Annotated in this window: 26 protein-coding genes; 10 read left to right on the forward strand and 16 right to left on the reverse strand. The window is 64.0% G+C overall.

What is annotated here, in order from left to right; translation table 11 throughout:
- Positions 1-28: 28 nt before the first annotated feature.
- Positions 29-733 carry an SDR family oxidoreductase gene (locus GDA49_03050; GenBank protein MBC6439391.1) on the forward strand — a complete coding sequence of 235 codons (705 nt, stop codon included), beginning with the start codon at positions 29-31 and terminating at the stop codon, positions 731-733.
- Here the strand turns inward: GDA49_03050 and GDA49_03055 are convergent.
- Entirely contained in the window at positions 614-1,042 is a 429-nt protein-coding gene (locus GDA49_03055; protein MBC6439392.1) for a DUF1989 domain-containing protein, read from the reverse strand. The two genes, GDA49_03050 and GDA49_03055, sit on opposite strands and share 120 nt — an antisense overlap.
- A gap of 226 nt (positions 1,043-1,268) precedes the next feature.
- On the opposite strand from GDA49_03055, the gene GDA49_03060 reads away from it, so the two are divergent.
- The gene (locus tag GDA49_03060) at positions 1,269-2,123 is read left to right on the forward strand and encodes an ankyrin repeat domain-containing protein (GenBank protein ID MBC6439393.1); all 855 of its coding nucleotides are present in this window, start codon (positions 1,269-1,271) and stop codon (positions 2,121-2,123) included.
- A 196-nt stretch (positions 2,124-2,319) separates the two neighbouring features.
- On the opposite strand, the gene GDA49_03065 is transcribed toward GDA49_03060, so the two are convergent.
- From GDA49_03065 to GDA49_03125, 13 genes are all read right to left on the reverse strand, one after another.
- Positions 2,320-2,562, reverse strand: a complete 243-nt coding sequence (locus GDA49_03065; protein MBC6439394.1) for a DUF1989 domain-containing protein — start codon at positions 2,560-2,562, stop codon at positions 2,320-2,322.
- A gap of 17 nt (positions 2,563-2,579) precedes the next feature.
- A complete protein-coding gene (locus GDA49_03070) occupies positions 2,580-3,044 on the reverse strand; it encodes a type II toxin-antitoxin system RatA family toxin (GenBank protein MBC6439395.1) in 465 nt (154 codons plus the stop codon).
- Positions 3,044-4,009 (reverse strand): lipoyl synthase, encoded by a 966-nt coding sequence (gene lipA / locus GDA49_03075; GenBank protein MBC6439396.1) that lies wholly within the window; start codon positions 4,007-4,009, stop codon positions 3,044-3,046. The genes GDA49_03070 and lipA overlap by 1 nt, the downstream gene beginning before the upstream one ends.
- A gap of 24 nt (positions 4,010-4,033) precedes the next feature.
- Complete coding sequence (lpdA, locus tag GDA49_03080) at positions 4,034-5,434, reverse strand: dihydrolipoyl dehydrogenase (protein MBC6439397.1); 1,401 nt, start codon at positions 5,432-5,434, stop codon at positions 4,034-4,036.
- An 11-nt stretch (positions 5,435-5,445) separates the two neighbouring features.
- On the reverse strand, positions 5,446-6,687 hold the full coding sequence (locus GDA49_03085; GenBank protein MBC6439398.1) for a pyruvate dehydrogenase complex dihydrolipoamide acetyltransferase: 1,242 nt from the start codon (positions 6,685-6,687) through the stop codon (positions 5,446-5,448).
- Positions 6,688-6,703: 16 nt separating this feature from the next.
- A complete protein-coding gene (locus GDA49_03090; protein MBC6439399.1) occupies positions 6,704-7,690 on the reverse strand; it encodes a pyruvate dehydrogenase complex E1 component subunit beta in 987 nt (328 codons plus the stop codon).
- 10 nt (positions 7,691-7,700) lie between these two features.
- The gene (gene pdhA / locus GDA49_03095) at positions 7,701-8,750 is read right to left on the reverse strand and encodes a pyruvate dehydrogenase (acetyl-transferring) E1 component subunit alpha (GenBank protein MBC6439400.1); all 1,050 of its coding nucleotides are present in this window, start codon (positions 8,748-8,750) and stop codon (positions 7,701-7,703) included.
- 146 nt (positions 8,751-8,896) lie between these two features.
- Positions 8,897-9,187 (reverse strand): septum formation initiator family protein, encoded by a 291-nt coding sequence (locus tag GDA49_03100; GenBank protein MBC6439401.1) that lies wholly within the window; start codon positions 9,185-9,187, stop codon positions 8,897-8,899.
- 140 nt (positions 9,188-9,327) lie between these two features.
- A complete protein-coding gene (gene eno / locus GDA49_03105) occupies positions 9,328-10,614 on the reverse strand; it encodes a phosphopyruvate hydratase (protein ID MBC6439402.1) in 1,287 nt (428 codons plus the stop codon).
- 52 nt (positions 10,615-10,666) lie between these two features.
- Positions 10,667-11,512, reverse strand: coding sequence for a 3-deoxy-8-phosphooctulonate synthase (gene kdsA / locus GDA49_03110; protein ID MBC6439403.1), 846 nt, complete (start codon positions 11,510-11,512; stop codon positions 10,667-10,669).
- A 7-nt stretch (positions 11,513-11,519) separates the two neighbouring features.
- Positions 11,520-13,148, reverse strand: a complete 1,629-nt coding sequence (locus GDA49_03115; GenBank protein MBC6439404.1) for a CTP synthase — start codon at positions 13,146-13,148, stop codon at positions 11,520-11,522.
- Positions 13,149-13,246: 98 nt separating this feature from the next.
- Entirely contained in the window at positions 13,247-13,582 is a 336-nt protein-coding gene (gene secG / locus GDA49_03120) for a preprotein translocase subunit SecG (protein MBC6439405.1), read from the reverse strand.
- A gap of 115 nt (positions 13,583-13,697) precedes the next feature.
- Positions 13,698-14,450 (reverse strand): triose-phosphate isomerase, encoded by a 753-nt coding sequence (locus GDA49_03125; GenBank protein ID MBC6439406.1) that lies wholly within the window; start codon positions 14,448-14,450, stop codon positions 13,698-13,700.
- Positions 14,451-14,664: 214 nt separating this feature from the next.
- On the opposite strand from GDA49_03125, the gene GDA49_03130 reads away from it, so the two are divergent.
- Complete coding sequence (locus tag GDA49_03130; protein ID MBC6439407.1) at positions 14,665-16,551, forward strand: peptidyl-prolyl cis-trans isomerase; 1,887 nt, start codon at positions 14,665-14,667, stop codon at positions 16,549-16,551.
- Position 16,552: 1 nt separating this feature from the next.
- Entirely contained in the window at positions 16,553-18,070 is a 1,518-nt protein-coding gene (locus tag GDA49_03135; protein ID MBC6439408.1) for an anthranilate synthase component I, read from the forward strand.
- 19 nt (positions 18,071-18,089) lie between these two features.
- On the opposite strand, the gene GDA49_03140 is transcribed toward GDA49_03135, so the two are convergent.
- A complete protein-coding gene (locus GDA49_03140; GenBank protein MBC6439409.1) occupies positions 18,090-19,262 on the reverse strand; it encodes a divergent polysaccharide deacetylase family protein in 1,173 nt (390 codons plus the stop codon).
- Between the two features lie 91 nt (positions 19,263-19,353).
- On the opposite strand from GDA49_03140, the gene GDA49_03145 reads away from it, so the two are divergent.
- The 6 genes from GDA49_03145 to lexA all read left to right on the forward strand — a co-directional run bounded on the left by GDA49_03145 (position 19,354) and on the right by lexA (position 24,281).
- Entirely contained in the window at positions 19,354-19,944 is a 591-nt protein-coding gene (locus GDA49_03145) for an aminodeoxychorismate/anthranilate synthase component II (GenBank protein ID MBC6439410.1), read from the forward strand.
- Positions 19,941-20,972 carry an anthranilate phosphoribosyltransferase gene (trpD, locus tag GDA49_03150; GenBank protein ID MBC6439411.1) on the forward strand — a complete coding sequence of 344 codons (1,032 nt, stop codon included), beginning with the start codon at positions 19,941-19,943 and terminating at the stop codon, positions 20,970-20,972. Before GDA49_03145 ends, trpD begins: the two co-directional genes overlap by 4 nt.
- 6 nt (positions 20,973-20,978) lie before the next feature.
- Complete coding sequence (gene trpC, locus GDA49_03155; protein MBC6439412.1) at positions 20,979-21,791, forward strand: indole-3-glycerol phosphate synthase TrpC; 813 nt, start codon at positions 20,979-20,981, stop codon at positions 21,789-21,791.
- On the forward strand, positions 21,788-22,270 hold the full coding sequence (gene moaC, locus GDA49_03160; protein ID MBC6439413.1) for a cyclic pyranopterin monophosphate synthase MoaC: 483 nt from the start codon (positions 21,788-21,790) through the stop codon (positions 22,268-22,270). The genes trpC and moaC overlap by 4 nt, the downstream gene beginning before the upstream one ends.
- Positions 22,267-23,460, forward strand: coding sequence for a molybdopterin molybdotransferase MoeA (locus GDA49_03165; GenBank protein MBC6439414.1), 1,194 nt, complete (start codon positions 22,267-22,269; stop codon positions 23,458-23,460). The genes moaC and GDA49_03165 overlap by 4 nt, the downstream gene beginning before the upstream one ends.
- A 131-nt stretch (positions 23,461-23,591) precedes the next feature.
- Positions 23,592-24,281, forward strand: a complete 690-nt coding sequence (gene lexA / locus GDA49_03170) for a transcriptional repressor LexA (protein MBC6439415.1) — start codon at positions 23,592-23,594, stop codon at positions 24,279-24,281.
- Here the strand turns inward: lexA and GDA49_03175 are convergent.
- Positions 24,275-26,365, reverse strand: coding sequence for a ComEC/Rec2 family competence protein (locus GDA49_03175; GenBank protein ID MBC6439416.1), 2,091 nt, complete (start codon positions 26,363-26,365; stop codon positions 24,275-24,277). The genes lexA and GDA49_03175 overlap by 7 nt on opposite strands.
- Positions 26,366-26,404: the final 39 nt, after the last annotated feature.

Raw genomic sequence — 26,404 nt, forward strand, 5'->3', positions numbered from 1 at the left:
TGGCCCGAACACCAGACGCGGAGGCGTGATGATGACAAAGAAGGTTGCAATCGTGACAGCGGGCGGCAGCGGCATGGGCGCGGCAGCGGCACGAAGGTTGGCCGCCGAAGGCCATGAGATCGCCGTCCTGTCGTCGTCGGGCAAGGGCCGGGCACTGGCCGAGGAACTTGGCGGCATCGGGTTCACCGGATCGAACCAGTCGAACGACGATCTCAAGGCGCTGGTCGACGCGGTCATGCACCGCTGGGGCCGCATCGATGTCCTGGTGAACAGCGCCGGCCACGGCCCGCGGGCACCCGTCCTGGACCTATCGGACGATGACTGGCACACAGGCATGGACGTTTACTTTCTCAGCGCCGTCCGCCCCACACGCCTCGTCGCGCCGATCATGCAGGCGCAGCGCTCCGGATCGATCGTCAACATCTCGACCTTCGCGGCCTTCGAGCCCGACCCCGTTTTCCCGACCTCGGGCGTCTTCCGTGCCGGCCTTGCTGGCTTCACCAAGCTCTTCGCCGATCGCTACGCCGCCGACAACGTACGCATGAACAACGTGCTGCCGGGCTTCATCGACAGTCTTCCCGAGAACCCGGACTTCAAGGCGCGAATCCCAATGTCACGCTACGGACAGGTTGACGAAATTGCGGCGACGGTCGCGTTCCTCGCCTCCGATGGCGGTGGTTACATCACAGGTCAGAACATCCGTGTCGACGGCGGAATCACCCGCGCCGTCTAGGTCGGTTGTGAGCGGCCAGGTTCCCTTGAAGATTTCCAGACGCAGCGACGTCGATCGGCCCGCGTCGATCGGCTCCGATGAACAGGCGGTCACGATCACGATGCCGTCGCGTTCAGCGCAAAACGCAACATGGTCACCGGCAACCGACATGGCCACGCCATAGAGGAACGAACCGTCCGGCTGCGGTGGGGTGTTCTGGAAGATGTTCAGCGGGTCAAGGATGTGGCTGTGTTTGATGCCGGCCGCTTCGGCCGCGATGAAGTCGTTGTCGCGGCAGTCGGGATGGTCCCTGGTGAGCACGGCGGGCATAGGAAGGCACCATGGTTTACCACGCTGGGGGTCGGACCTTTGTTATCTCGGTTCGCAAGGTTAAACCTGATACCTTCGTCGAAGAGGAACTTGAGCCTGTCGGTTACTGATAACCTCAGTCAGCAACGGCTATCGTCAGGGGGTGTCGTATCGTTTTATTCCCTCAGCGTTATACGCACCCCCACGCCGCTTCAACATAGCCGCTTCAACATAAAGGAGACCAACCATGAAAATTTCCAATACCATCGCAAGCACCATGCTGGCAGCACTAATCCTGACCGGTCAGGCCGGGGCACAGGTCTACGGATGCAATTGGACGGGACAGGCGTTCTGGCGAGGCGCGGGCCTGCCGGATGTGGAGCGCTGCATCAAGGCCGGTGCCAACATCGATGCCCGTGACGAACACGGATGGACACCCCTGCACTACGCAGCACATTCTGGCACAGCGGAGAGCGTGCAGGCCCTGCTCGACGCTTGGGCCGACGTCGGGGCGCGGGACAAAAACGAATGGACACCGCTGCACGTGGCGGCGAAGGCGGGCACAGCGGAGAGCGTGCAGGCCCTGATCGCCGCCGGGGCCGATATCGAGGCGCGGGACAAAAACGAATGGACACCGCTGTACGTGGCGGCGAAGGCGGGCACAGCGGAGAGCGTGCAGGCCCTGATCGCCGCCGGGGCCGATATCGAGGCGCGGGAAGAATTGTTTGGACATACACCGCTGCACTGGGCGCGGGATCGCGAGACCGCGCAGGCCCTGATCGCCGCCGGGGCCGATATCGGGGCGCGGGACGAACTCGGAAATACACCGCTGCACGTGGCGGCGATTTCGAGCACAGCGGATAGCGTGCAGGTCCTGATCGCCGCAGGGGCCGACCTCGGAGCGCGGGACGCACTCGGATCGACGCCCCTGCACGTGGCGGCGGAGTACGGCACAGCGGAGAGCGTGCAGGCCCTGATCGCCGCAGGGGCCGACATCAGGGCGCGGGACAGATACGGCGAGCTCGCCGCCGATCTTGCCGAAGACAACGAAGCCGTGCGCAATCATCCCGTGTTCTCGACGCTGAACGAAGCACGCGACTGACCACTTTGCAGTTCATTGGAACAGGAGATCTCATGAGCGAAAAAGGTCTGTCCACGGTTGGGTATCATGGTTGCGTTGTTCGCTCTTGTTGCCAAAGCAGAAAACGCTCGCCTGCCACAAACCAGGATGGAAAGCGCATCGCAGCAGCTCGCGAACAGCATGTCGTGGTGCCCGGGCGAGGCATTCTTCATCCGGGTCAGGATCGACCGGTCGAAGGTGGACATGAACGGCCCGCCCAGCTTGCGGGAAACATGCGTCCGGTCAGCATCCGGGTGAAAGCGGTCGAGAGATACTCGTCATGGTCCCGAGCACCGATCGCCCAGAGATCGGCCACCTGGTGCCCCTCGACGTCGGTCAAACGAACGGTCTGCCCATTCCTGGCCCGGATCGAGCCGTTGCCGTAACCGGGAATGTCCGTCGTCGCGATGGTCTTGGCCATGGCACGCCCCTCCGTTGCTACTCGGCGGCATCCTGCTCCCCGGCTCTTCCCGGCCCGTAGAGATCGTGGGCGCGCGCCTCGAAGGCCCTCACCATTCGGCGGACGGCTTCATGGAACAACACCCCGATGGCCTTATGCAGCACCTTCGAACGAAACTCGAAGTCGATGTCGAAGTCGACGATGCAGCTTCCGTCATCCTGGGGAATGAAGAGCCAGCGGTTCCGCATGTGCTTGAACGGTCCGTCCGTATAGGAGACGTCGATACGCTCGGACGGCGTCAGGATCACCTTCGAGGTGAAGCGCTCGCGGAACACCTTGAAGCCGATCACGAGATCCGCCCAGAACACGTCGCCCTCCCGCTTGCGAATCCGGGACACAATGCACCACGGGATGAACTCCGGGTAGCGGCCGACATCCGCCACGAGGTCGTAAAGCTGCTCCGCGCTCCAGGGCAGCCGTTTCTGCTCGCGATGGACGGGCATCAGGCTTCGCCGCCCTCGCGCCGTTGCTTGAGCAGGGCAAAGTCCCTGTCGGCGTGGTGCGATGAGCGGGTTAGCGGACTGGCACTGACCATCAGGAAACCCTTGGCATAGGCCAAACGTTCGAGTTCCTCGAACTCCTCGGGCGTCCAGAACCGGTCGATTGTGTGGTGGCGCGGCGTCGGCTGCAGGTATTGGCCCACGGTCAGGAAGTCAACACCGGCCGCGCGCAGGTCGTCCATCACCTGAAGGACTTCGTCCCTGCTCTCGCCCAGGCCGACCATCAGGCCCGACTTGGTGAAGATCGTGGGATCGACCTCTTTCACAAGCCAGAGCAGGTTGAGCGACGCGAAGTAGCGCGATCCCGGCCGGACCTCGCGGTAAAGCCGGGGGACCGTCTCAAGATTGTGGTTGAAGACGTCGGGCCTCGCCTGCGCGACCCGCTCGATCGAGCCCTTCTTGCGCAGGAAGTCGGGGGTCAGGATCTCGATCGTTGTGTCCGGCGCCCTGGCGCGCAGTTCGCCGATGCAGGCGACAAAGTGGTCTGCCCCGCCGTCGGCAAGATCGTCGCGGTCCACCGACGTGATCACGACATGATTGAGATCGAGACTGCTCACCATGTCGGCCAGCCTGCGGGGTTCGTCGGCATCGACGGGGCCGGGTTTGCCGGTCGCGACGTTGCAGAAGGTGCATCCGCGGGTGCAGATGTCTCCCAGGATCATGACCGTGGCGTGCTTTTCGGCCCAGCATTCCCCGATGTTCGGGCACGTCGCCTCTTCGCAGACCGTGTGAAGGCCGGCCTCGTGGATCAGCTTGCGGGTTTCATGGAACGCAGGCGAACCCGGCGCCTTCACACGGATCCACTTCGGCTTGCGGACGGGGGCGGTGGCGGGTTTCCAGACCTTCTCCGGATGACGCGGCCGTGCCGCGGTATCGGCGGCCTGATCGATGAGCGAAACCTTGGTGATGGCAGGCTCCTGGGCCGTTCAGCCCTAGATGTGGATCGCGCGGTCGTAGGCCGCAAGCACCGCCTCGTGCATCATTTCCGAGAGCGTGGGGTGAGGGAAGACCGTATGCATCAACTCCACCTCGGTCGTCTCGAGCGTCCTGGCGACTGCATAGCCCTGGATCAGCTCCGTCACCTCGGCACCGACCAAATGAGCGCCCAGCAATTCACCGGTCCTGGCGTCGAACACCGTCTTGATCATGCCCTGGTCGTCGCCCAGGGTGATCGCCTTGCCGTTCCCGGTGAACGGGAAGCGGCCAACACGGATCTCGTAGCCCGCATCCTTCGCCGCCGCCTCGGAATAGCCGATGCTGGCGATCTGGGGATGACAATAGGTGCAACCCGGAATGTTCCGGGTGTCGAGCGGGTGAACATCGGGCTGTCCGGCGATCTTCTCGACACAAACCACGGCCTCGTGGCTCGCCTTGTGGGCCAGCCAGGGCGGACCGACGAGATCGCCGATGGCATAGACGCCGGGTTCTCCGGTCTCGAGCCACTCGTTGACCACAACGTGCCCGCGATCAACCTCGATCCTGGTGCCTTCGAGCCCGATGTTCTCGACATTGCCGGTGATTCCGACAGCTGAGAGCACCTTCTCGACCTCGATCGTCCGGGTGTTGCCCTTGGTATCCTCGATATCGACCTTGGCGCTTTTCCTGGTCGCGCGCATGCCGGTCACCTTGGAGCCGCTCATGATCCTGATACCCCGCTTTTCGAACGCCTTGTGGGCGAACCTGGCGATTTCGGCGTCCTCGGCGGGCAGGATGCGGTCGACGACCTCGACGACCGTGACCTCTGCTCCCATATCGCGATAGAAGCTTGCAAACTCGATGCCGATCGCGCCGGAGCCGACCACCAGCAGCGAGGCCGGAATCGCCTCGGGCACCATGGCTTCCTTGCAGGTCCAGACCGTCTTGTCGTCGGCCTTGAGGCCGGGCAGTTCGCGGGACCGGGCGCCGGTCGCGAGGATTATGTGCCTGGCGCTGATCTCCTCGTCCTTGCCATCTTTCGAGGCGACGATCTTGCCCTTGCCGGCCAGACAACCTTCGCCGTCGATGACCGTGACCTTGTTCTTCATGAGCAGGAATCTGACGCCGTCCGAGAGGCGTTTGGCGACCTTGCGGCTGCGCTCGACGACCTTCCTGACGTCGAAGCCGATGTTCTCAGCCTTCAGACCGTAGTCGCCCGCGTTCTTCATGAGGTGCATGACCTCTGCTGAGCGCAGCAGAGCCTTGGTCGGGATGCAGCCCCAGTTGAGGCAGATTCCACCGAGATGTTCACGCTCGATGACCGCGGTCGACATGCCGAGCTGTGCCGCGCGAATGGCCGCCACATAGCCGCCAGGTCCGGCGCCTATGACCACGAGGTCGAAGCTCTTATTGGCCATGATCGTCTCCGTCAGAGCAGCATGGTGAGCGGGTCTTCGATGTAACCCTTGAATGCGGTCAGGAGGTTGGCCCCGATCGCACCGTCAATGACCCGGTGGTCACAGGAGAGTGTCGTGCTCATGACGGTCGCCACATCGAGCGCGCCGTCCCTCACGACCGGGCGCTGTTCGCCCGATCCCACGGCCAGGATGCCGGCCTGGGGTGGGTTAATGACCGCATCGAACTGCCTGATGCCATACATGCCAAGGTTGCTGAGGCTGAAACCGCCGCCCTGATACTCCTCGGGCATCAGCTTGCCGTCGCGGGCACGGGCAGCGAGGTCCTTCATCTCCCCGGAGATTTCGGCCAGGCCCTTGGCGGCGGCATTGCGCACGACCGGCGTGACAAGACCACCATCGACCGCCACGGCGACGGCAATGTCGACCGTGGCGAAACGGCAGACCACGTCGCCGCCCCACTGGGCATTGGCGTCAGGCACATTCTTGAGCGCCAGCGCCAGCGCGCGAATGACGAAGTCGTTAACCGAGATCTTGTAGGCCTCGCTGCGCCCGTTGAGATCCTTGCGCATGGCGAGCAGACGATCGACCTCGCAGTCCACGGTCAGGTAGAAGTGCGGGATGGTCTGCTTGGCTTCCTGCAGGCGCTCGGCGATGACACGGCGCATGTTGGAGACCCTGATCTCCTCATAAGAGGTCCCCGGAAGCGGCAGGGCAGGCGCAGCGACCGGGCGCGGCGCTTCGGCGGCCGCCGGCGTGGCAACGGGCGTGCCGCCGGCTGCAAGAGCCGCCTCAATGTCGCGCTTGACGACCCGACCGTGGGGGCCGGTACCGTCGATCGCGCCGAGATCAAGCCCGGCGTGACGCGCCATGCTACGGGCGAGCGGACTCGCCTTCACGCGGCTGTCGTCGTCGGCAGGCGCGGGCGATGGGGCATCCGGTGCAGCCGCGGCAGGCGAGGCCTCGGGCTCCGGTGCACCGACATCAATCCCGTCGAGCGCCGATGCGTCCTCGCCGTCTTCGAGCAGGACGGCGATCACCCGGTTGACCGGCACCTCATCGGTGCCTTCGGCGACAAGGATCTTGCCGACCTTGCCGTCATCGATGGATTCGACCTCCATCGTGGCCTTGTCGGTTTCGATCTCGGCAAGGATATCGCCCGAGGAGACGTCGTCGCCCTCCTTGACGAGCCATCGTGCGAGGGTGCCCGCCTCCATGGTGGGCGAAAGCTGGGGCATGGTAATCTTGATCGGCATCGGTTCTCTCCGGCCCTCAGGATTCGACGTAGCAGCCGTCGCGCGCGGCACGTACGATATCATCTGCCTGCGGCAGCGCCGCGTGTTCCAGGTTGGCGGCGTAGGGCAGCGGCGTATCCTCGGCGCTGACCCGCGCGATCGGCGCATCAAGAAGATCGAAGCCCTGCTCCATCACAACCGCCGCAATCTCCGCCCCGATACCCGAGAAGGCCCAGCCTTCCGACACGGCGACGAGACGATTGGTCTTCTCCAGAGAAGCGATGATCGTATCGGTGTCCAGCGGGCGGATCGTGCGCAGGTTTACCACCTCGGCCTCGATCCCCTCACCCGCCAGCGTTTCGGCGGCCTGGAGCGCCTTCCCTACCATGATCGAGTAGGCAACGATCGTGACGTCGCTACCCTCGCGCTCGATCTTGGCCTCGCCGATCGGCAGCACGAGATCGTCGTCGTCGGGCAGCTCGAAGGCCTGCCCGTACATCAGCTCGTTTTCAAGGAAGATGATCGGGTTGGGATCGCGGATCGCAGCCTTCAGGAGACCCTTCGCGTCCTCGGCCGAATAGGGCGCGATCACCTGCAGGCCCGGTACATGGGCGTACCAGCTCGCATAATCCTGGCTGTGCTGAGCGGCAACGCGGGCCGCGGCACCGTTGGGCCCCCGAAACACGATCGGGCAATGCACCTGGCCACCCGACATGTAGAGAGTCTTTGCAGCAGAGTTGATGATCTGGTCGATCGCCTGCATGGCGAAGTTGAAGGTCATGAACTCCGTGATTGGCCGCAGACCGGCCATCGCCGCGCCGACCGAGATACCGGCAAAGCCGTGTTCGGTGATCGGCGTGTCGATCACACGCTTGTCGCCGAATTCCTCGAGCAGCCCCTGACTGACCTTGTAGGCACCCTGATACTGCGCGACCTCCTCGCCCATCAGGAAGACGTTCTCGTCGCGCCGCATTTCCTCAGCCATGGCGTCGCGCAGAGCCTCACGTACGGTGATTTCAGCCATCGATCCCTCCTCAGGCCGCTGCGTGATCGACGTAGATATCGGTCATCAACTCGCCGAGGTCGGGCTCGGGGCTGGTCTGGGCGAACTCGGCGGCCTCGGCGACCGCGCTCTTGACCTCCTTGTCGATCTGCTTGAGCTGATCGTCGTCGGCCACGCCGCGCCTGGCGATCGTCTCGCGCAGGTGATCGATCGGGTCATGCTCGGCCCGTACCTTCTGGACCTCGTCCTTGCTGCGATACTTCGCCGGGTCCGACATGGAATGGCCGCGGTAACGGTAGGTCTGCATCTCGACCAGGATCGGGCCATCACCGGATCGGACATGGTCCAGAGCTTTCCGGGTCGCCGCGTAGACCTTCTCGACATCCATGCCGTCGACCTGCATGCCTGGAATACCAAAGGCCTCGCCGCGATGGCAGAGCTCGGTGCCCGCCTTGGCGCGCGCGATCGCGGTGCCCATGGCGTACTGGTTGTTCTCCACGACAAACACGACCGGCAGTTTCCAAAGGCTCGCCATGTTGAAGGTCTCGTAGACCTGACCCTGGTTCGCCGCACCCTCGCCGAAGAAGATCATCGTGATATTGCCGTCGCCGCGATACTTCTGGGCGAAAGCGATGCCCGCGCCCAGCGGCACCTGTGCGCCGACGATGCCGTGGCCGCCGTAGAAACCACGCTCGAGATCGAACATGTGCATCGAGCCGCCCTTGCCCTGCGACACACCGCCGGCGCGGCCGGTCAGCTCGGCCATCACGGCCTTGGGCTCGACACCGCGGATCAGCGCATGGCCATGACAGCGATAGCTCGTGATCACGGCATCCTCGGGGCCGATCGCGGTGTCAATACCGACGACGACCGCCTCCTGACCGATGTAGAGGTGACAGAAACCGCCGATCAGGCCCATGCCATACATCTGACCGACCTTCTCCTCGAAGCGTCGAACCAGAAGCATCCTGCGATAGAAATCGAGAAGCAGGTCGTCCGCGACAGGCGGGACGTTCTCCCCACTCTTGTCGGCAGCCTTGCGCGACGTCTTCGCCTTTGCGGCGGTACGGGCCATGGGCATCCCCCCTTGCTGGCCGGATTCACCGGCAATTGCAGTGAACCTAGGAAGCTGGCAGGACAGATGCAAGCGATCCCGCGTAACAGTGCGATGAAGTGTGAGGGAATAATCCCCCGAATGGGAAATATACCCTTAGTGTGTTATACTCCTTAGTGCGTTTCGCTGCGCAGATCGTCGCGCAGGATCACGATCTCATCGGGATGGGCGAGATTGAGCACGAGCCGAACCTGCTCGTCGAGCATGTCGCGGTCGAGGCTCTGCGGACGGAGCAGCGCGACATGGTGGGCCAGCCGTTCCTCTTCCGCCTTCGCAGCGGCCAGTTCAACCTCGGCTTGGGCGATGCGGCGCTCGTGCGACAGCAGCATAATCACACCGTGTTGTCCCTGGATCGCGTGGTAGCCGAAATAGACCACCACGCACATGCCCAAGACCACCGGCATGGAGCGTTTCGAGGAACGAAAGATGTCGCCAAGCCACAGCATGGACGCAGTGAAGCATGGCACCGGAGTCGCGTCAACAAAAATGTTTGAATTTCATACGCTTGTCGCGCGACTCGGAGTCCTTGACGAAGCTCTTCGCCCTAACCTCGGGAAGCGTGGAACGCGGCATGTCCGGGATAGTATGCCGCGGCACCCAGTTCCTCCTCGATCCTGAGAAGCCGGTTGTATTTCGCCGTGCGATCGGAGCGCGACAGCGATCCGGTCTTGATCTGGCCGTCGCCCAGCGCGACGGCCAGATCGGCAATGGTCGTGTCCTCGGTTTCGCCGGAACGATGGGACATGACAGTCGCAAAACCGCCGCGATGGGCCATGTCGACCGTGGCCATGGTCTCGGTCAGCGTGCCGATCTGGTTGACCTTGACGAGCACCGCATTGGCGGCACCTTGCGCGAGACCTTCGGCCACACGTTCGGTGTTGGTGACAAAGAGGTCGTCGCCGACCAGTTGGACGCGGTCGCCGAGCGCTTCGGTCATGGCGATCCAGCCCTGCCAGTCGTCCTCGGCCAGACCATCCTCGATCGACATAATCGGATAGTTCGCCATGAGCTCGCCGTAGAACCCGATCATGCTTGCGGCGTCATGGGTTTTGCCTGTGCCTTCCATGACATAGCGGCCATCCTTGAAGAACTCGGTCGAGGCGACATCGAGCGCGAGCGCGACATCGTCGCCCGGCTTGCGGCCAGTCGCCTCAATGGCGGTCATCAGAAGATCGATCGCCTGCGTCGTGCTGCCGAGATCGGGCGCGAAACCGCCCTCATCGCCCACGTTGGTCGACAGGCCTTGCTCGGACAGTGCCTTCTTGAGCGCCTGGAAGACCTCGGAACCCGCGCGCAGGGCGTCGGCGAAAGTCGTGGCACCGACCGGCACGATCATGAACTCCTGGAAGTCGAGCGCATTGTCGGCATGCACACCGCCGTTGAGCACGTTCATCATCGGCACCGGCAGCCGGTGCGCCGTCAGACCGCCGACATGGCGGTAGAGCGGAACCAGATTGTCTTCTGCCGCAGCCCGGGCCGTGGCGAGGCTGACGCCCAGGATGGCGTTGGCACCAAGCCTGGCCTTGTTGTCCGTGCCGTCGAAGCCGATCAGGGCGCTGTCGATGCCGTGCTGATCGTCCGCATCCATGCCGCCCAGGGCATCGAAGATTTCGCCGTTCACCGCGCCGACCGCCTTCTGCACACCCTTGCCGTGGTAGCGCCTGGCGTCGCCGTCACGCAGTTCGACCGCCTCGTGCGTTCCGGTCGAGGCGCCCGACGGCACCGCGGCCCGGCCGACGACGCCGGTTTCGAGAACGACATCGACCTCGATGGTCGGGTTACCCCGGCTGTCGAGGATCTCGCGTGCATGAATGTCGACAATGGCGGCCATGGCCGTGCCCCTTCTCTGCTTCGTTGAACGCACGGGTTCTAACCCCCGCGCGTCAGGCCTTGTTCGTGAACTCCTTGGCGAGCGCGTCGATCGCAACGAGCTGATCGAGCACCTGCGGCATCTGATCGAGCGGCACCATGTTGGGGCCGTCCGACGGCGCATTTTCCGGGTCTTCATGGGTCTCCATGAAGACCGCCGCAACCCCGACCGCGACCGCAGCGCGCGCCAGTACGGGCACGAATTCGCGTTGCCCGCCGCTCGTGCCGCCGCGTCCGCCGGGTTGCTGCACCGAATGGGTCGCATCGAACACGACCGGCACGCCGTGCTTGGCGAGAATCGGCAATGCCCGCATATCGGAGACTAGGGTATTGTAGCCGAAGCTGGCACCACGCTCGGTGACCATCACATTGGGATTGCCGGACTCCGTCACCTTCGCCACGGCGTGGGTCATATCCCATGGGGCAAGGAATTGTCCCTTCTTTACATTGACCGCCTTACCGGTCTCGGCCGCGGCCACCAGCAGGTCGGTCTGACGGCACAAAAATGCAGGAATCTGAAGCACATCGACCGAGTCGGCGGCGGCAGAACACTGTTCACGCTCGTGAACGTCGGTCAGAACCGGACAACCGTGGGTTTCCCGGACCGCCTCAAGGATCGCGAGCCCCTCGTCCATGCCGACACCGCGGCCCGACGAGAGGCTCGACCGGTTGGCCTTGTCGCATGAGCTCTTGTAGACGAATCCGAGACCCAGGCGATCACAGACCTCCACCAGACGCTCCGAAGTCTGCAGCGCATGATCGCGCGTCTCGACAGCGCAGGGGCCGCTGATCAGCACCAGCGGAAGGTCGTTGCCGACGGTCACCCGGCCAAGACGGATGTTCGTGTTGTGGGTCATGATCGTGTGTCTATACCAGACGCGACTGGGTCACCGCTGCCTCGACGAACGATGCGAACAGCGGATGCGGCGAAAACGGTCTCGACTTGAGCTCGGGATGGAACTGAACGCCGATGAACCAGGGATGGCTGGCCAGCTCGATGATCTCCGGCAATTCGCCGTCTGGCGAGAGGCCGGCGAAGAGCAGGCCGCAATCTTCCAGCACCTTACGATAGTTGATGTTGACCTCGTAGCGATGGCGGTGCCGCTCGCTGATGTGGTCGGTGCCGTAGATTGCCCGGACACGGCTGTTGGCGGCCAGCGTGCAGTCATAAGCGCCGAGCCGCATGGTGCCGCCGAGATCGTCGTCGGCCGATCGGGTCTCGACCTCGTTGTCCCGCGTCCATTCCGTCATCAGGCCCACAACCGGGTCCTTGGCCGGACCGAACTCGGTGGACGACGCGCCTTCGATGCCGGCCAGATTGCGTGACACCTCAATGACGGCCATCTGCATGCCGAAACAGATGCCAAAATAGGGAATCCGATGCTGCCGGGCGAAGGTTGCAGCCGCCACCTTGCCCTCGGCACCACGCTCGCCGAACCCGCCGGGAACGAGGATGCCGTGGACCGATTCGAGAAGCGTGACCGCATCCTCCTGCTCGAAAATCTCCGAATCGATCCAGTTGAGATTGACCCGGACCCTGTTCGCGATACCGCCGTGGGTCAGCGCTTCGACCAGTGACTTGTAGGCGTCGGCCAGACCCGTGTACTTGCCGACGACAGCGATCGTCACCTCGCCGTCGGGATTGCGAATACTATCGACGATACTGCGCCAGGTCCCGAGGTTCGGGCCGATCTGGTCGGTGACGCCGAACGCTGCCAGCACCTCGCGGTCCAGGCCGGCATCATGATAGGAAATTGGCACCTGATAGATCGTGTCAACGTCGAGCGCCGGGATCACGGCCGATTCCCGTACATTGCAGAACCGGGCGATCTTGCTGCGGTCGCTGTCGGGAATGGAGTGTTCCGAGCGGCAAACGAGGATGTCGGGCTGCACGCCGATGGAGCGGAGCTCCTTCACCGAGTGCTGGGTCGGCTTGGTCTTCATCTCACCGGCCGCCTTCAGATAGGGCACGAGCGTGTGGTGGATCAGGATGGCGTGCCGGTGGGGCAGTTCCTGGACCATCTGGCGCATCGCCTCGAAGAACGGCAGCCCCTCAATGTCGCCGACGGTGCCGCCGACCTCGCAGAGTACGAAATCCGCATCCTCCGTGTCGGCCTGGATGTATTCCTTGATCACGTCGGTGACGTGCGGAATGACCTGGACCGTACCGCCCAGATAACCGCCGCGCCGCTCACTCTGCAGAACATCGGAATAGACCCGTCCGCTCGTCACGGTATCGCTCTGGCGCGCCGAAACGCCCGTAAACCGTTCGTAATGGCCAAGGTCGAGGTCCGTCTCGGCACCGTCGTCGGTGACGTAGACCTCGCCGTGCTGATAGGGGCTCATGGTCCCGGGATCGACATTCAGATAGGGGTCGAACTTCCTCAGTCGCACCTTGAAGCCGCGCGCCTGCAGCAGCGCGCCGAGAGAAGCCGTCGTTAGACCCTTACCGAGCGAGGAAACCACGCCGCCGGTGACAAAGATGTACCGCGCCATGGGTGGTCACCCTACCACAAGCACCGGTGCGCCAAACTCCGGAGTCGGCTGAAGGGGGAGGAAGTCTGTGGAAAAACCGGGCGTCGCCTGGCGCCCGGTCATTCACTGACCGGAACGCTGGGGAGCTGGTCCTCGATCGACTCGACGGGTGCGGTCTGCGCCGGAATGTCCTCGACGATCGAACGGCGTTCGCCGCTGGTCGAGAAAAACATGCTCAGCGCCAAGCTCGACACGAAGAACAGCGTGGCCGCAATGGCCGTCGCGCGCGTCAGGAAGTTTGCTGTGCCGCGGGCCGACATCAGGCCCGACATGCTACCGGCACCACCGCCGCCACCCCCCAGTCCAAGGCCGCCCCCCTCGCTCCGCTGCAGCAGAACAAGGCCGACGATCGCGAGCGCGAACAAAACATGAAGAATGATCAGTACCGTTTGCACGGGGACCTGCGATGATGAAGGTGTTGGGCGAAATAGCGAGAGGTTCCGCCCGGCTGGCGAGGATGTATCACAGCGTTCGGCCTCGCGCCAGAGGTGGCGCGTCACGCCACTGGAATCAAGAGGTCGCGCCATTCTCCACGATGGTCCAGAAGGCGTCAACCTTCAGGCTCGCACCGCCCACAAGGGTGCCATTCACGTGCGGCACCGCGAGCAGTTCGGCCACGTTGTCGGCATTCACCGATCCGCCGTAGAGCAAGCGAATGCCGCCGCCCTGCTCGTTTCCGAGGCGTTCGACCAGAGCGGCGCGCAACGCATCGTGCATCGCCGCGACATCATTGGGCGTGGCCGTGTTGCCGGTACCGATGGCCCAGACGGGTTCGTAGGCGACGACCGTGTTGGCCGATGTCGCTCCTGCGGGTAGCGAGCCCTCAAGTTGGCCACGGACAACGTCGAGTGCGCGTCCCCCGTCGCGCTCCTCGGCACTCTCACCGATGCAGATGATGGCCGTGAGCCCGGCGTCGTGCGCGGCCGAAGCCTTGGCGGCAACATCCGCGTCACCTTCCCGGTTGTCGCGACGGCGTTCGGAGTGTCCGACGATCACGTGAGAACAACCGATGTCAGCAAGCATGGGTGCGGCAAGATCGCCGGTGAACGCGCCGCTGGCACTGACATGGCAATCCTGTGCGCCGAGAGCCACCGCGGACCCGTCGAGCACGCCCGCCAGTTCAGACAACAGCGTGGCGGGCGGACAGATCAGGACATCGCAGACCTCAGCGCCGGCCACTCGTTTGCGCAACGCCTCAGCACGCTCGCGGCCGTCACCGCGCAAGCCGTTCATCTTCCAGTTTCCCGCGATCAGCGAACGCATCGTGCCTGCCCTCCGGTTCCGTGCCCGTCTTGCCTAGCATGACCCGGCGAAGGCCGGAAAGCGCAAGAATTCGTCAGCGGCATTGATAGCGGCATTGATCTTGAGGGCATTTCGGTGGAAGAGACTCGCAAATGCCCCGGTGCTGTTGCGGCACTGCGGAACGGGATCCCAACATGCCCCCGCCATCTGACCTTCCCGACATCACGGAACCGACATGCTGACCAGAATTCGCGAAGGCACCTCCTCCTGGCCCGCCAAGATCTTCCTGGGACTGCTGGCGCTCAGTTTCGTGGGTTGGGGTGTCGGCGACATCTTCATCAGCCGCGGCGACACCACGGTGGCCGAGGTCGGGCCGACCGAGATCGACATTCGCGATCTCGAACTCGCCTATCGCACGCAGATCCAGCAGTTCCACGGATCGGGTATGCAGATCGAGCCGGGTTCGGATCTGGCGCTTGCCATGGCCCGTATCGCGCTCGACAATCTTGTGCTCGATGCGCTGCAGAACACCGCCGCCGACACCTTCGGCATCACCATCGGCACCGAAACGCTGGCGAGCGACATGCAGGGCAACGGGCTGTTCCATGATGCATCGGGCGTGTTCAGCCCGGCCCGGTTCGGCATGACGTTGCAGAACAGCGGCCTGACGGAAAGCCGCTATCTGGCAATTCTCAGCAATCGGCTGCGCGAGACCCAGTTCATCAACAGCATCGGCGCCGCACCCCCGCCGCCGACGGTCCTGGTCGACAACGTCTTCAGCCACCGGCAGGAGCAGCGTGTGGCCGAGCTTGCCGTCATTCCCAACACGGCGCTGGTGCCTGATCCGCAGCCGGAGGGGAACGACCTCGTTTCCTTCTTCGAAGACAACATCTCGAACTATGCCGCGCCGGAGTACCGCACCGCCGACTACCTCTTGGTCTATCCGGAGGATCTGGCGGAAACGATGGTGCTGTCCAGAGAGCAGGTCCGCGCAGTCTATGACGAGGCGCCCGAGGTCTGGACGACCCCTGAACAACGGCATCTTCAGCAGATTTCCTATCCGACCCGCGAGGAAGCCGACGCAGCCTATGAAAGCCTTCAGGACGGCGCAGATTTCGCCCAGACCGCCTTTGACACCACCGGTGTCGAGGCCGAAGCCCTCAACTTCGGCTGGGTCTCGCGCAACGACCTCTTCGATGCGCTGGCCGACCCGGTCTTCGCGGCACCTCTGGGCGAAGCGACGCCGCCGCTGGAATCACCGATCGGCGGCTGGCTGATCTTCCGTACCACCGAGATTGAGCCCGAGATCGTGACCCCGTTCGAGGAGGCACAGCCCGAGATCGAAGCACAGATGAAGCTCCGGCAGGCGCGGGAAGACATCTACACCCTGGCGTTCGACCTGGACGACCTCGTTGCGTCCGGCGCCACGGTGGCCGAGACGGCCGAGGAAATCGGGCTCACCTATGCCCGCATCGAGCGGGTCGCCAAGAACGGCACGTTCGAGGATCCGCTATCGCTCGATGCTCTGCCGACGGCGCCGGAGTTCCTTGATGAGATTTTTTTCGGCGAGCCGGATTTTGCGTCGCCCGTCATCGAGACGAATGACGGCGGCCTGCTCGTCGTCGAGGTGACCGAGATCGTCGACGCGCGCCTGCGGGACTTCGACGAGGTCGAGGATCGCGTTCTTGCCGACTGGCACCGGAACCAGCTTGCCAGGCTGGCAGCCGAGTCGGCCCGGGCGATTGCGGATGCGGCAGGCCCCATGGGTGATCTGACCGCAGCGTTCTCGGAGACCGGGGTCACCTTCGATGCCATCACACCCGTCCGACGGACGGAGACGCCGGGCATTCCCAACGTCGGCCTTGATCTTGTGTCCGCCCTCTTTGAAGTTTCACCCGGGGATACGGTCGTCGTCGGTTCGACCGACGGATCGGCTCAGGTCGTCGCCCGGCTCCTCGATATCGTGGCGGCCGATGCGCTCGCCGATTCGGAAGGCTATGCCGGTGTCCGGACCTCGCTGACCAACGGCCTGGTCTCCGACATCGTCGATCAGGAGACCGCAGCGTTGGTCAACGGCACCTCGGTCAGCGTCGACCAGGAGATGATCGAACAGTTCTTCTGACATGAGCACCTATCTGCCTGATCCCGCCGTGTTCGAAGAGATCTACGGCGCCAGACGGCCGCAGGTCGTTTGGACCAAGCTGGTCGCCGACCTGGAGACACCGGTTTCGGCGATGCTGAAGCTGGCCGCGGGGCAGCCCAACACGTTTCTTCTGGAATCGGTTGAAGGCGGGGCGGTACGTGGCCGTTACTCGATCATCGGTCTCAAGCCCGATCTGATCTGGCGCTGCATCGACGACAAGGTCTGGATCAACCGGCAGGCTCGCTACGACACCGATGCCTTCGTCCCCGAGGACGTCGGCACAATCGATTCACTCAAGCGTCTGGTGCGCGAGTGCCATATCGATCTGCCCGAAGCGCTTCCCCCGATGGCTTCGGCGCTGGTCGGCTACATCGGCTACGAGATGGTGCGTCTGATGGAGCATCTGCCGACCGACAAGGAGCGCGTTATCGACGTTCCCGACGGCATTCTGGTGCGCCCGACCGTCATGGCAATCTTCGACAACGTGGCCGACGAGGTCACGCTTGTGACGCCGGTCTGGCCCGCCGACGGCGTCAGCGCGCGCGCCGCCTATGCACGGGCCTGCGAACGGCTTGCCGACGTGACGGCCGACTTCGACCGCAACCTGCCGCATGTCCAAGACACCGTTTTCGACTGCGATCTGGGCGATGCGGTGTCGAACACGCCGCACGAGCGCTTCCTCGAGATCGTTCAGGACGCCAAGGACTACATCAACGCCGGCGACGCCTTTCAGATTGTCCTGTCGCAGCGTTTCGACCTGCCTTTCAGCCTTCCGCCGCTGGCCTATTACCGTGCCCTGCGCCGTGTGAACCCCTCGCCGTTTCTGTTCTACCTCGATTTTGGCGATTTCTCGGTCGTCGGGTCGAGTCCGGAAATTCTCGTGCGCGTTCGTGACGACCGGGTCACGATCCGCCCGCTGGCAGGAACCCGCAAACGTGGTGCCGACAAGGCCGAGGACGAAGCCTTGTGCGATGAGCTTCTGGCCGATCCCAAGGAACGCGCGGAGCACCTGATGCTGCTCGACCTCGGCCGCAACGATGTCGGTCGTGTCGCCCGGATCGGCTCGGTCGAAGTCACCGAGAGCTTCCAGATCGAATACTACAGTCATGTCATGCACATCAGCTCGAACGTCGAAGGCGATCTCAACGACGACTACGACGCCATCGACGCGCTGGTGGCCGGCTTCCCGGCCGGCACAGTGAGCGGTGCGCCGAAGGTGCGGGCCATGGAAATCATCGACGAGCTGGAAACCGAACGACGCGGCGTTTACGCCGGTGCGATCGGCTACTTCTCGGCGAGCGGTGCGATGGACACCTGCATCGCCCTGCGCACCGCCGTCATCAAGGACGGCATCCTCCATGTCCAGGCCGGCGCCGGTGTCGTTGCCGACAGCGATCCGGAGTCCGAACACGAGGAGTGCCGCAACAAGGCTCGAGCCCTGTTGCGCGCCGCCGAAGAAGCCATCCGCTTCGCCGGACGCGGCGGGCTGAACCGCTAGGTCCGCAAAGCCTCGTGCGTCAGTCGGACGCGCGCTGCGCCAGAAGCCACTCGTTGTATTCGATGATCCGCGTGGCAGGCACAATGACGAAACCGCGCTGTTCGGCGATCGGGAGCCATTCGGCCAATGCCTGCACGGTCGCATCGTGCGGATGTCCGATACCCAGTGCAAAACCCTGACGACGCGCCACGTCCTCAAGCCGCGCAAGTTGCGCCAGAACCGCGTCACGCTCGGCCATATTGTCGAGGAACACATCGCGTCGCGTGGCGGGGATGCCGTTCTGCCGCGCCGTCGCGTAGGCGACCGATCCTGCCGATGTCACGGAATCGACAAAGACCAGGCCCCTGCCGCGCAGTTCGGCCATTACCATGCCCATCGCCAGCACGTCCTGCGTGAGACGGCTTCCCATGTGATTGTTGACGCCGACATAGCCGTCGAACCGTTCGAGGTTCCAGGTCAGGCGCTCGCGGAACTCGTAGGCATCAAGGCCGGTCAGCAGTGCATGCGGTCCGGGGTCCTCGTTTGCGCTCAAGGGCTCCATCGGAAGGTGGAGGAAGATCTCGTGGCCCGATTGCGCTGCCATCTGCACCAGATCGGCGACCTCGCCACCGTAGGGAATGAAAGCCATGGTGAGCGGCCCCGGCAGCGCGGCGACACGTTCGGCGCGCACCCGGTTGAGACCGAGATCGTCGATCATGATCGCGATCATCGGGCGCCCCTCGAAGCCGTCGGGCGCGGGCGGTACCTCGACGGCATAGGCCATGTCCGGCCCGTACTCGGTGTTGGCGAGCCCCGCCAGGTTGTCGAAGGACGGCGTATCCGGCTTCTCCTGCGGTGCCGGTGCGATCGCAACCTCTTCGACCGCCTCGTCCAGCCTCGGCTGATCAAGCGCCGTGGGCATCCAGCTCTGGCGGTCATGGATGTTCGTGGTGGTGCCGGGCTCCGCGAATTCGTCAACGGGTTCGGCGAGCGCGACCTCCCGGGACGGCTCCGCGAGGGCAACCTCCTGGACGAACGACGGGATGGCCGGCGGTGCCGGGATCCAGCGCCCCGCGTCCCAACCACCGGCCAGCACGCCCAGGCAACCGACCGTTATGACAACGGCCACATATATGGCCGTACCCGTGACGTTCTTGCCGTTGAGTTTGAGGAGGTTCATGAAGGACCAGTCTTCGCCTCTGCGGGCGGCCATGTAAAGTCGCCGTTGCCGCATTGTTCGGGGCAAGTGCTGTCGTTATTCTGCGCCACCGCGTCAAGCGACCCATCCCTTCGAGGACCGTTTCATGCTTGTGCTGATCGATAACTACGACAGCTTCACGTACAACCTCTGGCACTATCTCGGCGAGCTGGGCGCGGAAGCACGTGTTTTCCGCAACGATGCCGTCACGATGGACGAGATATTCGCGATGAAGCCCGAAGCCATCGTCATCTCACCGGGACCGTGCGATCCCGATCGCGCCGGAATCTGCCTTAATCTGATCGAGCGCTGCGCGGCCCAAACCATGCCCGTCTTCGGTGTCTGCCTGGGCCATCAGTCGATCGCCCAGGCGTTCGGCGGGACGATCGAGCGCTCCCCGCTGCCGATGCACGGCAAGCTGTCGGACGTGAAACACGCCGGCACAGGCGTCTTCAGCCAGATCCCATCCCCGCTGCGGGCGACCCGTTATCACTCGCTGACCATCGCGCCTGGCACTGTACCCGATTGCCTGGAGATCAACGCGACCTCCGACGACGGCGTCATCATGGGCGTCCGACACAAGGAACTGCCGATCCACGGCGTTCAGTTCCATCCCGAGAGCATCGAGTCAGAGCACGGCCACGCCATGCTCCGGAACTTCCTGCGCGATGCCAAGATAGTAGCAGGCACCGCATGAACGACGCCCTGCAGGGCCTGAAGCCTTTCATCACTAAGGCGGCAGCACGACAGCCGCTCGACCTCGCCGAGGCCGACGAGGCGTTCAACATCATCATGTCCGGCGAGGCGACACCGTCGCAGATCGGCGGTTTCCTGATGGCGCTCGCCGTGCGCGGCGAGACGGTCGACGAGATCGCCGGCGGTGCCAAGGCCATGCGCGCCAAGATGCACCGAATGTCGGCACCGGCGGGCGCCATGGACATCGTCGGCACCGGCGGCGACGGCATGGGCACACTCAACATCTCGACCGCCACGGCGCTGGTCGTGGCAGGCTGCGGCGTCACTGTCGCCAAACACGGCAACCGCGCGGCCTCGTCGAAATCGGGTGCTGCAGACGTGCTGTCGATGTCGGGCGTCGATCTCGAGGCCGACTACGACGTCGTTCAGCGGGCGATCGACGAGGGCGGTATCGGTTTCATGGTCGCTCCCCGCTACCACAGCGCCATGCGCCACGTGATGCCGAGCCGTGTCGAACTCGGCGCGCGGACGGTCTTCAACCTGCTGGGACCGCTCAGCAATCCGGCAGAAGTGAAGCTTTATCTGCTCGGTGTCTTCGCCGCACAGTGGGTCGAACCGATGGCGGAGGTACTGGGCGAGCTCGGTGCCGAGCGCGCCTGGGTCGTCCACAGCGGCGACGGCTGCGACGAACTCACACTCTCGGCCGACAACACTGTTGCTGTGCTCGACAAGGGATCGGTCACGATGCACACGGTGCGCGCTGCCGACGCGGGCCTCGCGCCACAACCCTTCGAAACTATTCTCGGCGGCTCGCCAGAAGAGAACGCCAAGGCTCTCGCCGGTCTGCTGGCAGGCGATCCAGGCACCTATCGCGATACTGTGCTGTTTAACGCCGCTCCGGCGCTCATCGTTGCGGGCAAGGCCGCCGACCTCGCCGAAGGTGTCGCCCAGGCGGCCCAATCGATCGACAGTGGTGCGGCGCGCGACAAGCTGGCACGGTTGGCGGCGATCACCTCGGGTGGAGCCTGACTCTCCGTGAGCGACATTCTTGAGAAGATCTGTGCCGACAAGCGTCACCATGTCGCGGCCTGCAGGGCGAAGAAGCCGTTGTCAGCCATCGAGGCTGAGGCACGACAGCGCCCGACGCCTCTCGGTTTCGCCAATGCACTGGCGGAGAAAGCTACCAATGGCTTCGGCCTGATCGCCGAAATCAAGAAAGCCTCGCCCAGCGCGGGCGAGATCCGGGCCGATTTCAGCCCTGCCCTGATCGCCCGAGCCTACCGGGACGCAGGCGCAGCCTGCCTTTCCGTGCTGACCGATCAGCCCTACTTCCAAGGTGACGACAGCTACGTTCTCGAAGTCAAGCTTGAATCGAATTTACCATGCCTTCGCAAAGACTTCATGATTGATCCTTATCAAGTAGTTGAAGCAAAGGCGATCGGCGCCGACTGCATTCTGGTTATCATGGCCGCGGTCGACGACACCCTTGCGAGCGAGCTCTGCGCCGCGGCAGCAGGGCATGATCTTGATGTCCTGGTCGAGGTGCATGACCAGCCCGAACTCGACCGTGCGCTGACACTTGATGTGCCGCTCATCGGCATCAACAACCGCAACCTCAAGACCCTGGCGGTCGATCTTGCGACGACCGAAGCGCTGGCGCCGCTCGTCCCGGGCGATCGCGACGTGGTGTGCGAGAGCGGGCTCAAGACCCATGACGACCTGCAGCGCATGGCGGGTGTCGGTATCCGCCGCTTCCTGGTCGGTGAGAGCCTGATGCGCCAGCGCGACATCAAGGCCGCGACGTGCGCCCTGCTCCATGGCAACGTGGAAGCGCGCGCAGCGTCATGAGTGACCACCTGACTCATCTCGACGACAAGGGCCGCGCCCGCATGGTCGATGTCTCCGAAAAGGGCATCACCGAACGCATCGCCGTGGCCGAAGGCCGCATCACGATGGAACCCGAAACGCTCGCCATGATCGTCGACGGTACCGTGCTCAAGGGCGATGTGCTCGCGGTCGGGCGGGTTGCCGGCATCATGGCGGCCAAACGGACGCCCGACCTGATCCCGCTCTGCCATCCGCTGAGCCTGTCGTCGGTCACTGTCGATCTCGAACCCGATGCCGCTTCGAGCAGCGTCGCCATCCGCGCGACGTGCAAGCTTAAGGGGCGCACCGGAGTCGAGATGGAAGCGCTGACCGCGGTCTCGGCTGCCGCACTGACGGTCTATGACATGTGCAAGGCCATCGACCGCGACATGACCCTCGGCGAGATCCGCCTGGTTTACAAATCGGGCGGCAAATCAGGCACCTACGAGCGCACGTCGTGATCCCGGTCGCCGAAGCCCGCGCCCGCATCCTCGAGACCTTCACACACCTGCCGGCCGAGCAGATCTCGATCTCGGAGGCCGCGGGGCGCGTCCTGGCGGCTGGCGTGACATCGCGGGTGACCAAGCCGCCCTATCCGGTCTCAGCGATGGACGGCTATGCCGTACGGGCCGCCGATGTGGCAGCGGTGCCCGTTGATCTGCGCGTGGTCGGCGAAGCGCCCGCCGGCAGTGCCTATGGTGCCGTTCTCGGGAACGGCGAGGCCGTGCGCATCTTTACCGGCGGGCCCGTTCCCGACGGTGCAGATGCCATCGTCATTCAAGAAAACACGACGCGCGATGGTGAGATCGTGACCATCAACACGAGCGCTGCCGAGGGTCTTTATGTTCGCCGCAAGGGGCTCGACTTCACCGTGGGCGATCCCGGGCCGACGGCCGGACGACGCCTCGGGCCACGCGAGATCGCGCTGATCGCAGCCATGAATGTGCCGTGGCTCAAGGTCACCCGGCGCCCGCGGGTAGCCATCGTCGGCACCGGCGACGAGATCGTGATGCCGGGCGAACCCCTGGGTCCGAACCAGATCGTCAGCTCAAACTCGCTGGCGCTGGCCGCGATCGTCGCCGAGGCCGGCGGCGAACCAGTGAACCTCGGGATCGCGACCGACGACGAGGACGCCTTGCGCGAGATCGTGCACGGCGCAGCCCGTGCGGATCTTTTCGTCATCACCGGCGGCATATCGGTCGGTGAGCATGACCTCGTCCGCGCTGTGCTCGCCGAAGAAGGGCTCGATCTCGATTTCTGGAAGATCGCCATGCGACCCGGCAAACCGCTCGCTTTCGGCATGCTCGGCGCGACGCCGATGCTGGGTTTTCCGGGCAATCCGGTCTCGGCCCTAGTCTGCGGCCATCTGTTCCTGCGTCCCGCTATCGGCGCCATGCTGGGCGAATCCGAGGCGGACGGTGGCACGGATCACGCCGTGCTCGGCGAGGGTCTGGGGGCCAACGACGAACGTCAGGACTACATGCGCGCAACGCTCGCACGCGGGGAAACCGGCGACTTCGTCGCCACGCCCTTCAGCCGGCAGGATAGCTCGATGTTGGCAACGCTGGCCGCCGCCTCCTGCCTGATCGTGCGCCCTCCTCATGCACTGCCAGCCCTTGCAGGAGAACGAGTCGAGATCATCCGATTCTAAGGCCCCCAACAGGCGAAACATTGCCGACCGAATCGGTACAATCCGGCAACACGGTTGACACAAAGCCCGAATTTTACTAGAATATGTGACGAAGTTATCGTTCTTCTCTATATTTTGTGGGGGATAGCGACATGTTGACCCGGAAGCAGCAGGAACTCCTGCTCTACATCAACGCTAGGCTTGGCGAGGACGGCGTCTCGCCCTCCTTCGACGAGATGAAAGACGCTGCGGGCCTGAAGTCGAAGTCGGGCATACATCGCCTGATCATAGCGCTTGAGGAGCGCGGGTTCATCCACCGCCTGCCCCACCGCGCCCGCGCACTCGAGGTGCTCAAACTGCCGCCCGGTGTCGAAGGCGATGTTGCCACGCTGAGCGTGATCAACGGTGCGCGCGACGATGGGATCGGCGAGAGCACCGTACCGGCCGGGGTCAACGACAACACGATCTCGCTCGCACTTCACGGCAAGATTGCCGCCGGCACGCCGATCGAAGCCCTGAGCAATCCCAGCCAGAGCGTTGATGTGCCTGCCGCCATGGTCGGCAATCGGGACTGCTATGCTCTGGAAATCGAGGGCGACTCGATGATCGAGGTCGGCATCCTTGATGGCGACACCGTTGTCGTGGAACGTGGCGAGACTGCCGAGAACGGCATGGTTGTCGTTGCCCTGATCGACAATCAGGAAGCCACGCTCAAGCGCCTGCGCCGCAAGGGCGATTCGGTCGCGCTGGAACCTGCCAACGCTGCCTATGAAACCCGCATCTTCAGTCCCGACCGGGTCAAGGTGCAGGGCCGCCTGATCGGCTTGCTGCGGCGCTACTGAGACGACACGGTGGACGCCCAAGGGCGCTCACCACGATCTTCTGTGACAGTTCTGATCCGAACGGCGTTTCGGTCGATCCAGATGGCATGCGTGCCATGCCGCCAGAGATCGAAGCGGTCGATCACACCAAGCACGGACGGGCAGTCGCGATGGATCGGAACGAGGCTGATCACAAAACCTGCGACCCCACAGTCGTCGGCCAAGGCCGCCACACCGTGTTCAACAGCGACGGTGACGTTGTCCCTATCGGGCGGACGATAAAGACAGCCCAGACTGTCACAGCGCAGCCGCCCGTTGGCAAGCGCCTGACCGCTGGTTGGCCATGCGACCGCATCGGGTTGTCCCAGCATGGTCAACCATGAATCACGCATGAATCCGGATCGTCGCAGCGTGGAGAACGCTGTTTCCCCGTCACCGAGGCGCACCGCGACAAGGCTCGCATCATCGGCGACGAGGATGTCGGGCGGCCGCTGCACCACGGTCAGGACCAGCGCCACAGCGATCGGCACAATCCCGAGAAGCCGCACGCGGCGACGCCAAACCGCGAGCCAGACCAGACCGGTCCCGAACAGTAACGCCAGCCAGGCCGGCGCCGCCGAGATCGTGATCTGGCTTCCCGGTAGCGCCGTCGTCTCGGCTGCCGCCCAGACGATGACCTCGATTCCCCATCCCATCGGCACCAACGCCAGATGTTCAAGTCCGAAGGGCATGAGCAGTAGTGAGAGAAGGCCGAGCGGCATCACCCAGAACGCCGTCACAGGGACGGCGATCAGGTTGGCGAGATTGCCGAAGGTGGCGATCCGGCCGAAGTGAATCAGAACCAACGGCGACGTTGCGAGTGAGGCCACGAGCGTGGTGAGCAGAACGCTCCCAAAGTAAAGCGTAAGCTGCGCGAACGGCCCTTCGGACACACGCCAGCGCGGCCATCGATCGCGCAGAGCCTCATAGACGGCGACCAGCGCCACCACGGCGGCGAAGGAAAACTGGAAGCTGGCACTGGTGACGACATGGGGCGACAGCACCATCACCGCGATGGCTGCCAGCGCAACCAGCCGCAAGGAGATCGCCTGTCGTCCGATCGCCACGGCCAGCAGCACGAGCGCCGTCATCAGAAATGCTCGCTGGGTCGGGACAGTTCCGCCGCTGATCATGAGGTAGAGGAGGGCACCGATGAACGCGACCAGTGCGGTCCAGGTCTTGATCGGGGCGCGCAGCGCCACCGGCTCGACCGCGGCCAGAACCGCCCGCACGACAAAGAAGATGATCGCAGTCACGAGCCCCAGATGAAGGCCTGAGATCGCCAGGAGGTGGGCGAGACCGGCCGCGCGGATCGTCTCCAGGACATCCCTGTCGATTGCACCTCTTTGGCCCGTCAGGAGCGCAGCGGCGATGCCGTTCTCGGGCCCAGGCAGGGCAGCGAGGATCCTCGTTGTCGCTTCCGCACGGACCGCTTCCACCCACGTACGTGCAAGGACAAGAGGACCCGGCTGACCGGAGGCAGCGGTCTCGACGGCCTCAAGCGGCCCGACGGCATAACCCACGCCCCCGATGCGATCGAAGAAGGCCTCACGCGCGAAGTCGAAGCCGCCGGGATAGGTCGGCAGTGACGGCGGGCCAAGAATAGCCAGGATCTGTACTCGCTCACCCGGAATCGGCTCGATGACGCTATGCGTTCTGATGGAGATACGCACGCGCTCCGGCATGGCCTCTGGATCGATCCAGGGGATCGCAGGATCACGCAACACGATACGAACGCCAGTTTGACGCGCTTCGACGGACTGGATCATGCCCTCAACCATGCGCGGCCCGATCTCGCCGGCAAGGATCGGCGCCTCGGCCCGCCAAGTCTCGAACTGCGCCAAGGCGAAGCCGGTCGAGACGAGAGCCAATGCACACCAGATCGCACGCGGCCAGAAGCGTCGGTGCGACATCATCGCAAGGGCAGCAGCGACAAGCGCAAGCGGCAACGCTGCCAGTGCCCAGGGTTCGATCGGTAACGCGAAGTAGAGCGCGATCCCCAGAATCAATCCCAGTGGCGACAGAAGAATCCAGCGTTCCCGTTCGGCCGGATCAGCCAGTGCCATGACCATTCCCAGATCGCGGTTGCATGCGTCTCGCCATCC

It is taken from the genome of Rhodospirillales bacterium (assembly GCA_014323865.1).
Lineage (GTDB): Bacteria > Pseudomonadota > Alphaproteobacteria > SP197 > SP197 > SP197.

Excerpts from the sequence above, each read along its gene's own strand:
- pdhA (MBC6439400.1), bottom strand. The coding sequence starts at position 8,750 with ATGCCCATGGCCCGTACCGCCGCAAAGGCGAAGACGTCGCGCAAGGCT.
- GDA49_03175 (MBC6439416.1), bottom strand. The coding sequence starts at position 26,365 with ATGGCACTGGCTGATCCGGCCGAACGGGAACGCTGGATTCTTCTGTCG.
- GDA49_03145 (MBC6439410.1), top strand. The coding sequence starts at position 19,354 with ATGCTTGTGCTGATCGATAACTACGACAGCTTCACGTACAACCTCTGG.
- GDA49_03055 (MBC6439392.1), bottom strand. The coding sequence starts at position 1,042 with ATGCCCGCCGTGCTCACCAGGGACCATCCCGACTGCCGCGACAACGAC.
- lexA (MBC6439415.1), top strand. The coding sequence starts at position 23,592 with ATGTTGACCCGGAAGCAGCAGGAACTCCTGCTCTACATCAACGCTAGG.
- GDA49_03130 (MBC6439407.1), top strand. The coding sequence starts at position 14,665 with ATGCTGACCAGAATTCGCGAAGGCACCTCCTCCTGGCCCGCCAAGATC.
- GDA49_03065 (MBC6439394.1), bottom strand. The coding sequence starts at position 2,562 with ATGGCCAAGACCATCGCGACGACGGACATTCCCGGTTACGGCAACGGC.
- GDA49_03085 (MBC6439398.1), bottom strand. The coding sequence starts at position 6,687 with ATGCCGATCAAGATTACCATGCCCCAGCTTTCGCCCACCATGGAGGCG.
- GDA49_03050 (MBC6439391.1), top strand. The coding sequence starts at position 29 with ATGATGACAAAGAAGGTTGCAATCGTGACAGCGGGCGGCAGCGGCATG.
- lpdA (MBC6439397.1), bottom strand. The coding sequence starts at position 5,434 with ATGGCCAATAAGAGCTTCGACCTCGTGGTCATAGGCGCCGGACCTGGC.
- GDA49_03100 (MBC6439401.1), bottom strand. The coding sequence starts at position 9,187 with ATGCCGGTGGTCTTGGGCATGTGCGTGGTGGTCTATTTCGGCTACCAC.
- GDA49_03115 (MBC6439404.1), bottom strand. The coding sequence starts at position 13,148 with ATGGCGCGGTACATCTTTGTCACCGGCGGCGTGGTTTCCTCGCTCGGT.
- GDA49_03060 (MBC6439393.1), top strand. The coding sequence starts at position 1,269 with ATGAAAATTTCCAATACCATCGCAAGCACCATGCTGGCAGCACTAATC.
- moaC (MBC6439413.1), top strand. The coding sequence starts at position 21,788 with ATGAGTGACCACCTGACTCATCTCGACGACAAGGGCCGCGCCCGCATG.
- eno (MBC6439402.1), bottom strand. The coding sequence starts at position 10,614 with ATGGCCGCCATTGTCGACATTCATGCACGCGAGATCCTCGACAGCCGG.
- GDA49_03070 (MBC6439395.1), bottom strand. The coding sequence starts at position 3,044 with ATGCCCGTCCATCGCGAGCAGAAACGGCTGCCCTGGAGCGCGGAGCAG.
- GDA49_03125 (MBC6439406.1), bottom strand. The coding sequence starts at position 14,450 with ATGCGTTCGCTGATCGCGGGAAACTGGAAGATGAACGGCTTGCGCGGT.
- GDA49_03140 (MBC6439409.1), bottom strand. The coding sequence starts at position 19,262 with ATGGCCGCCCGCAGAGGCGAAGACTGGTCCTTCATGAACCTCCTCAAA.
- GDA49_03135 (MBC6439408.1), top strand. The coding sequence starts at position 16,553 with ATGAGCACCTATCTGCCTGATCCCGCCGTGTTCGAAGAGATCTACGGC.
- trpD (MBC6439411.1), top strand. The coding sequence starts at position 19,941 with ATGAACGACGCCCTGCAGGGCCTGAAGCCTTTCATCACTAAGGCGGCA.
- GDA49_03090 (MBC6439399.1), bottom strand. The coding sequence starts at position 7,690 with ATGGCTGAAATCACCGTACGTGAGGCTCTGCGCGACGCCATGGCTGAG.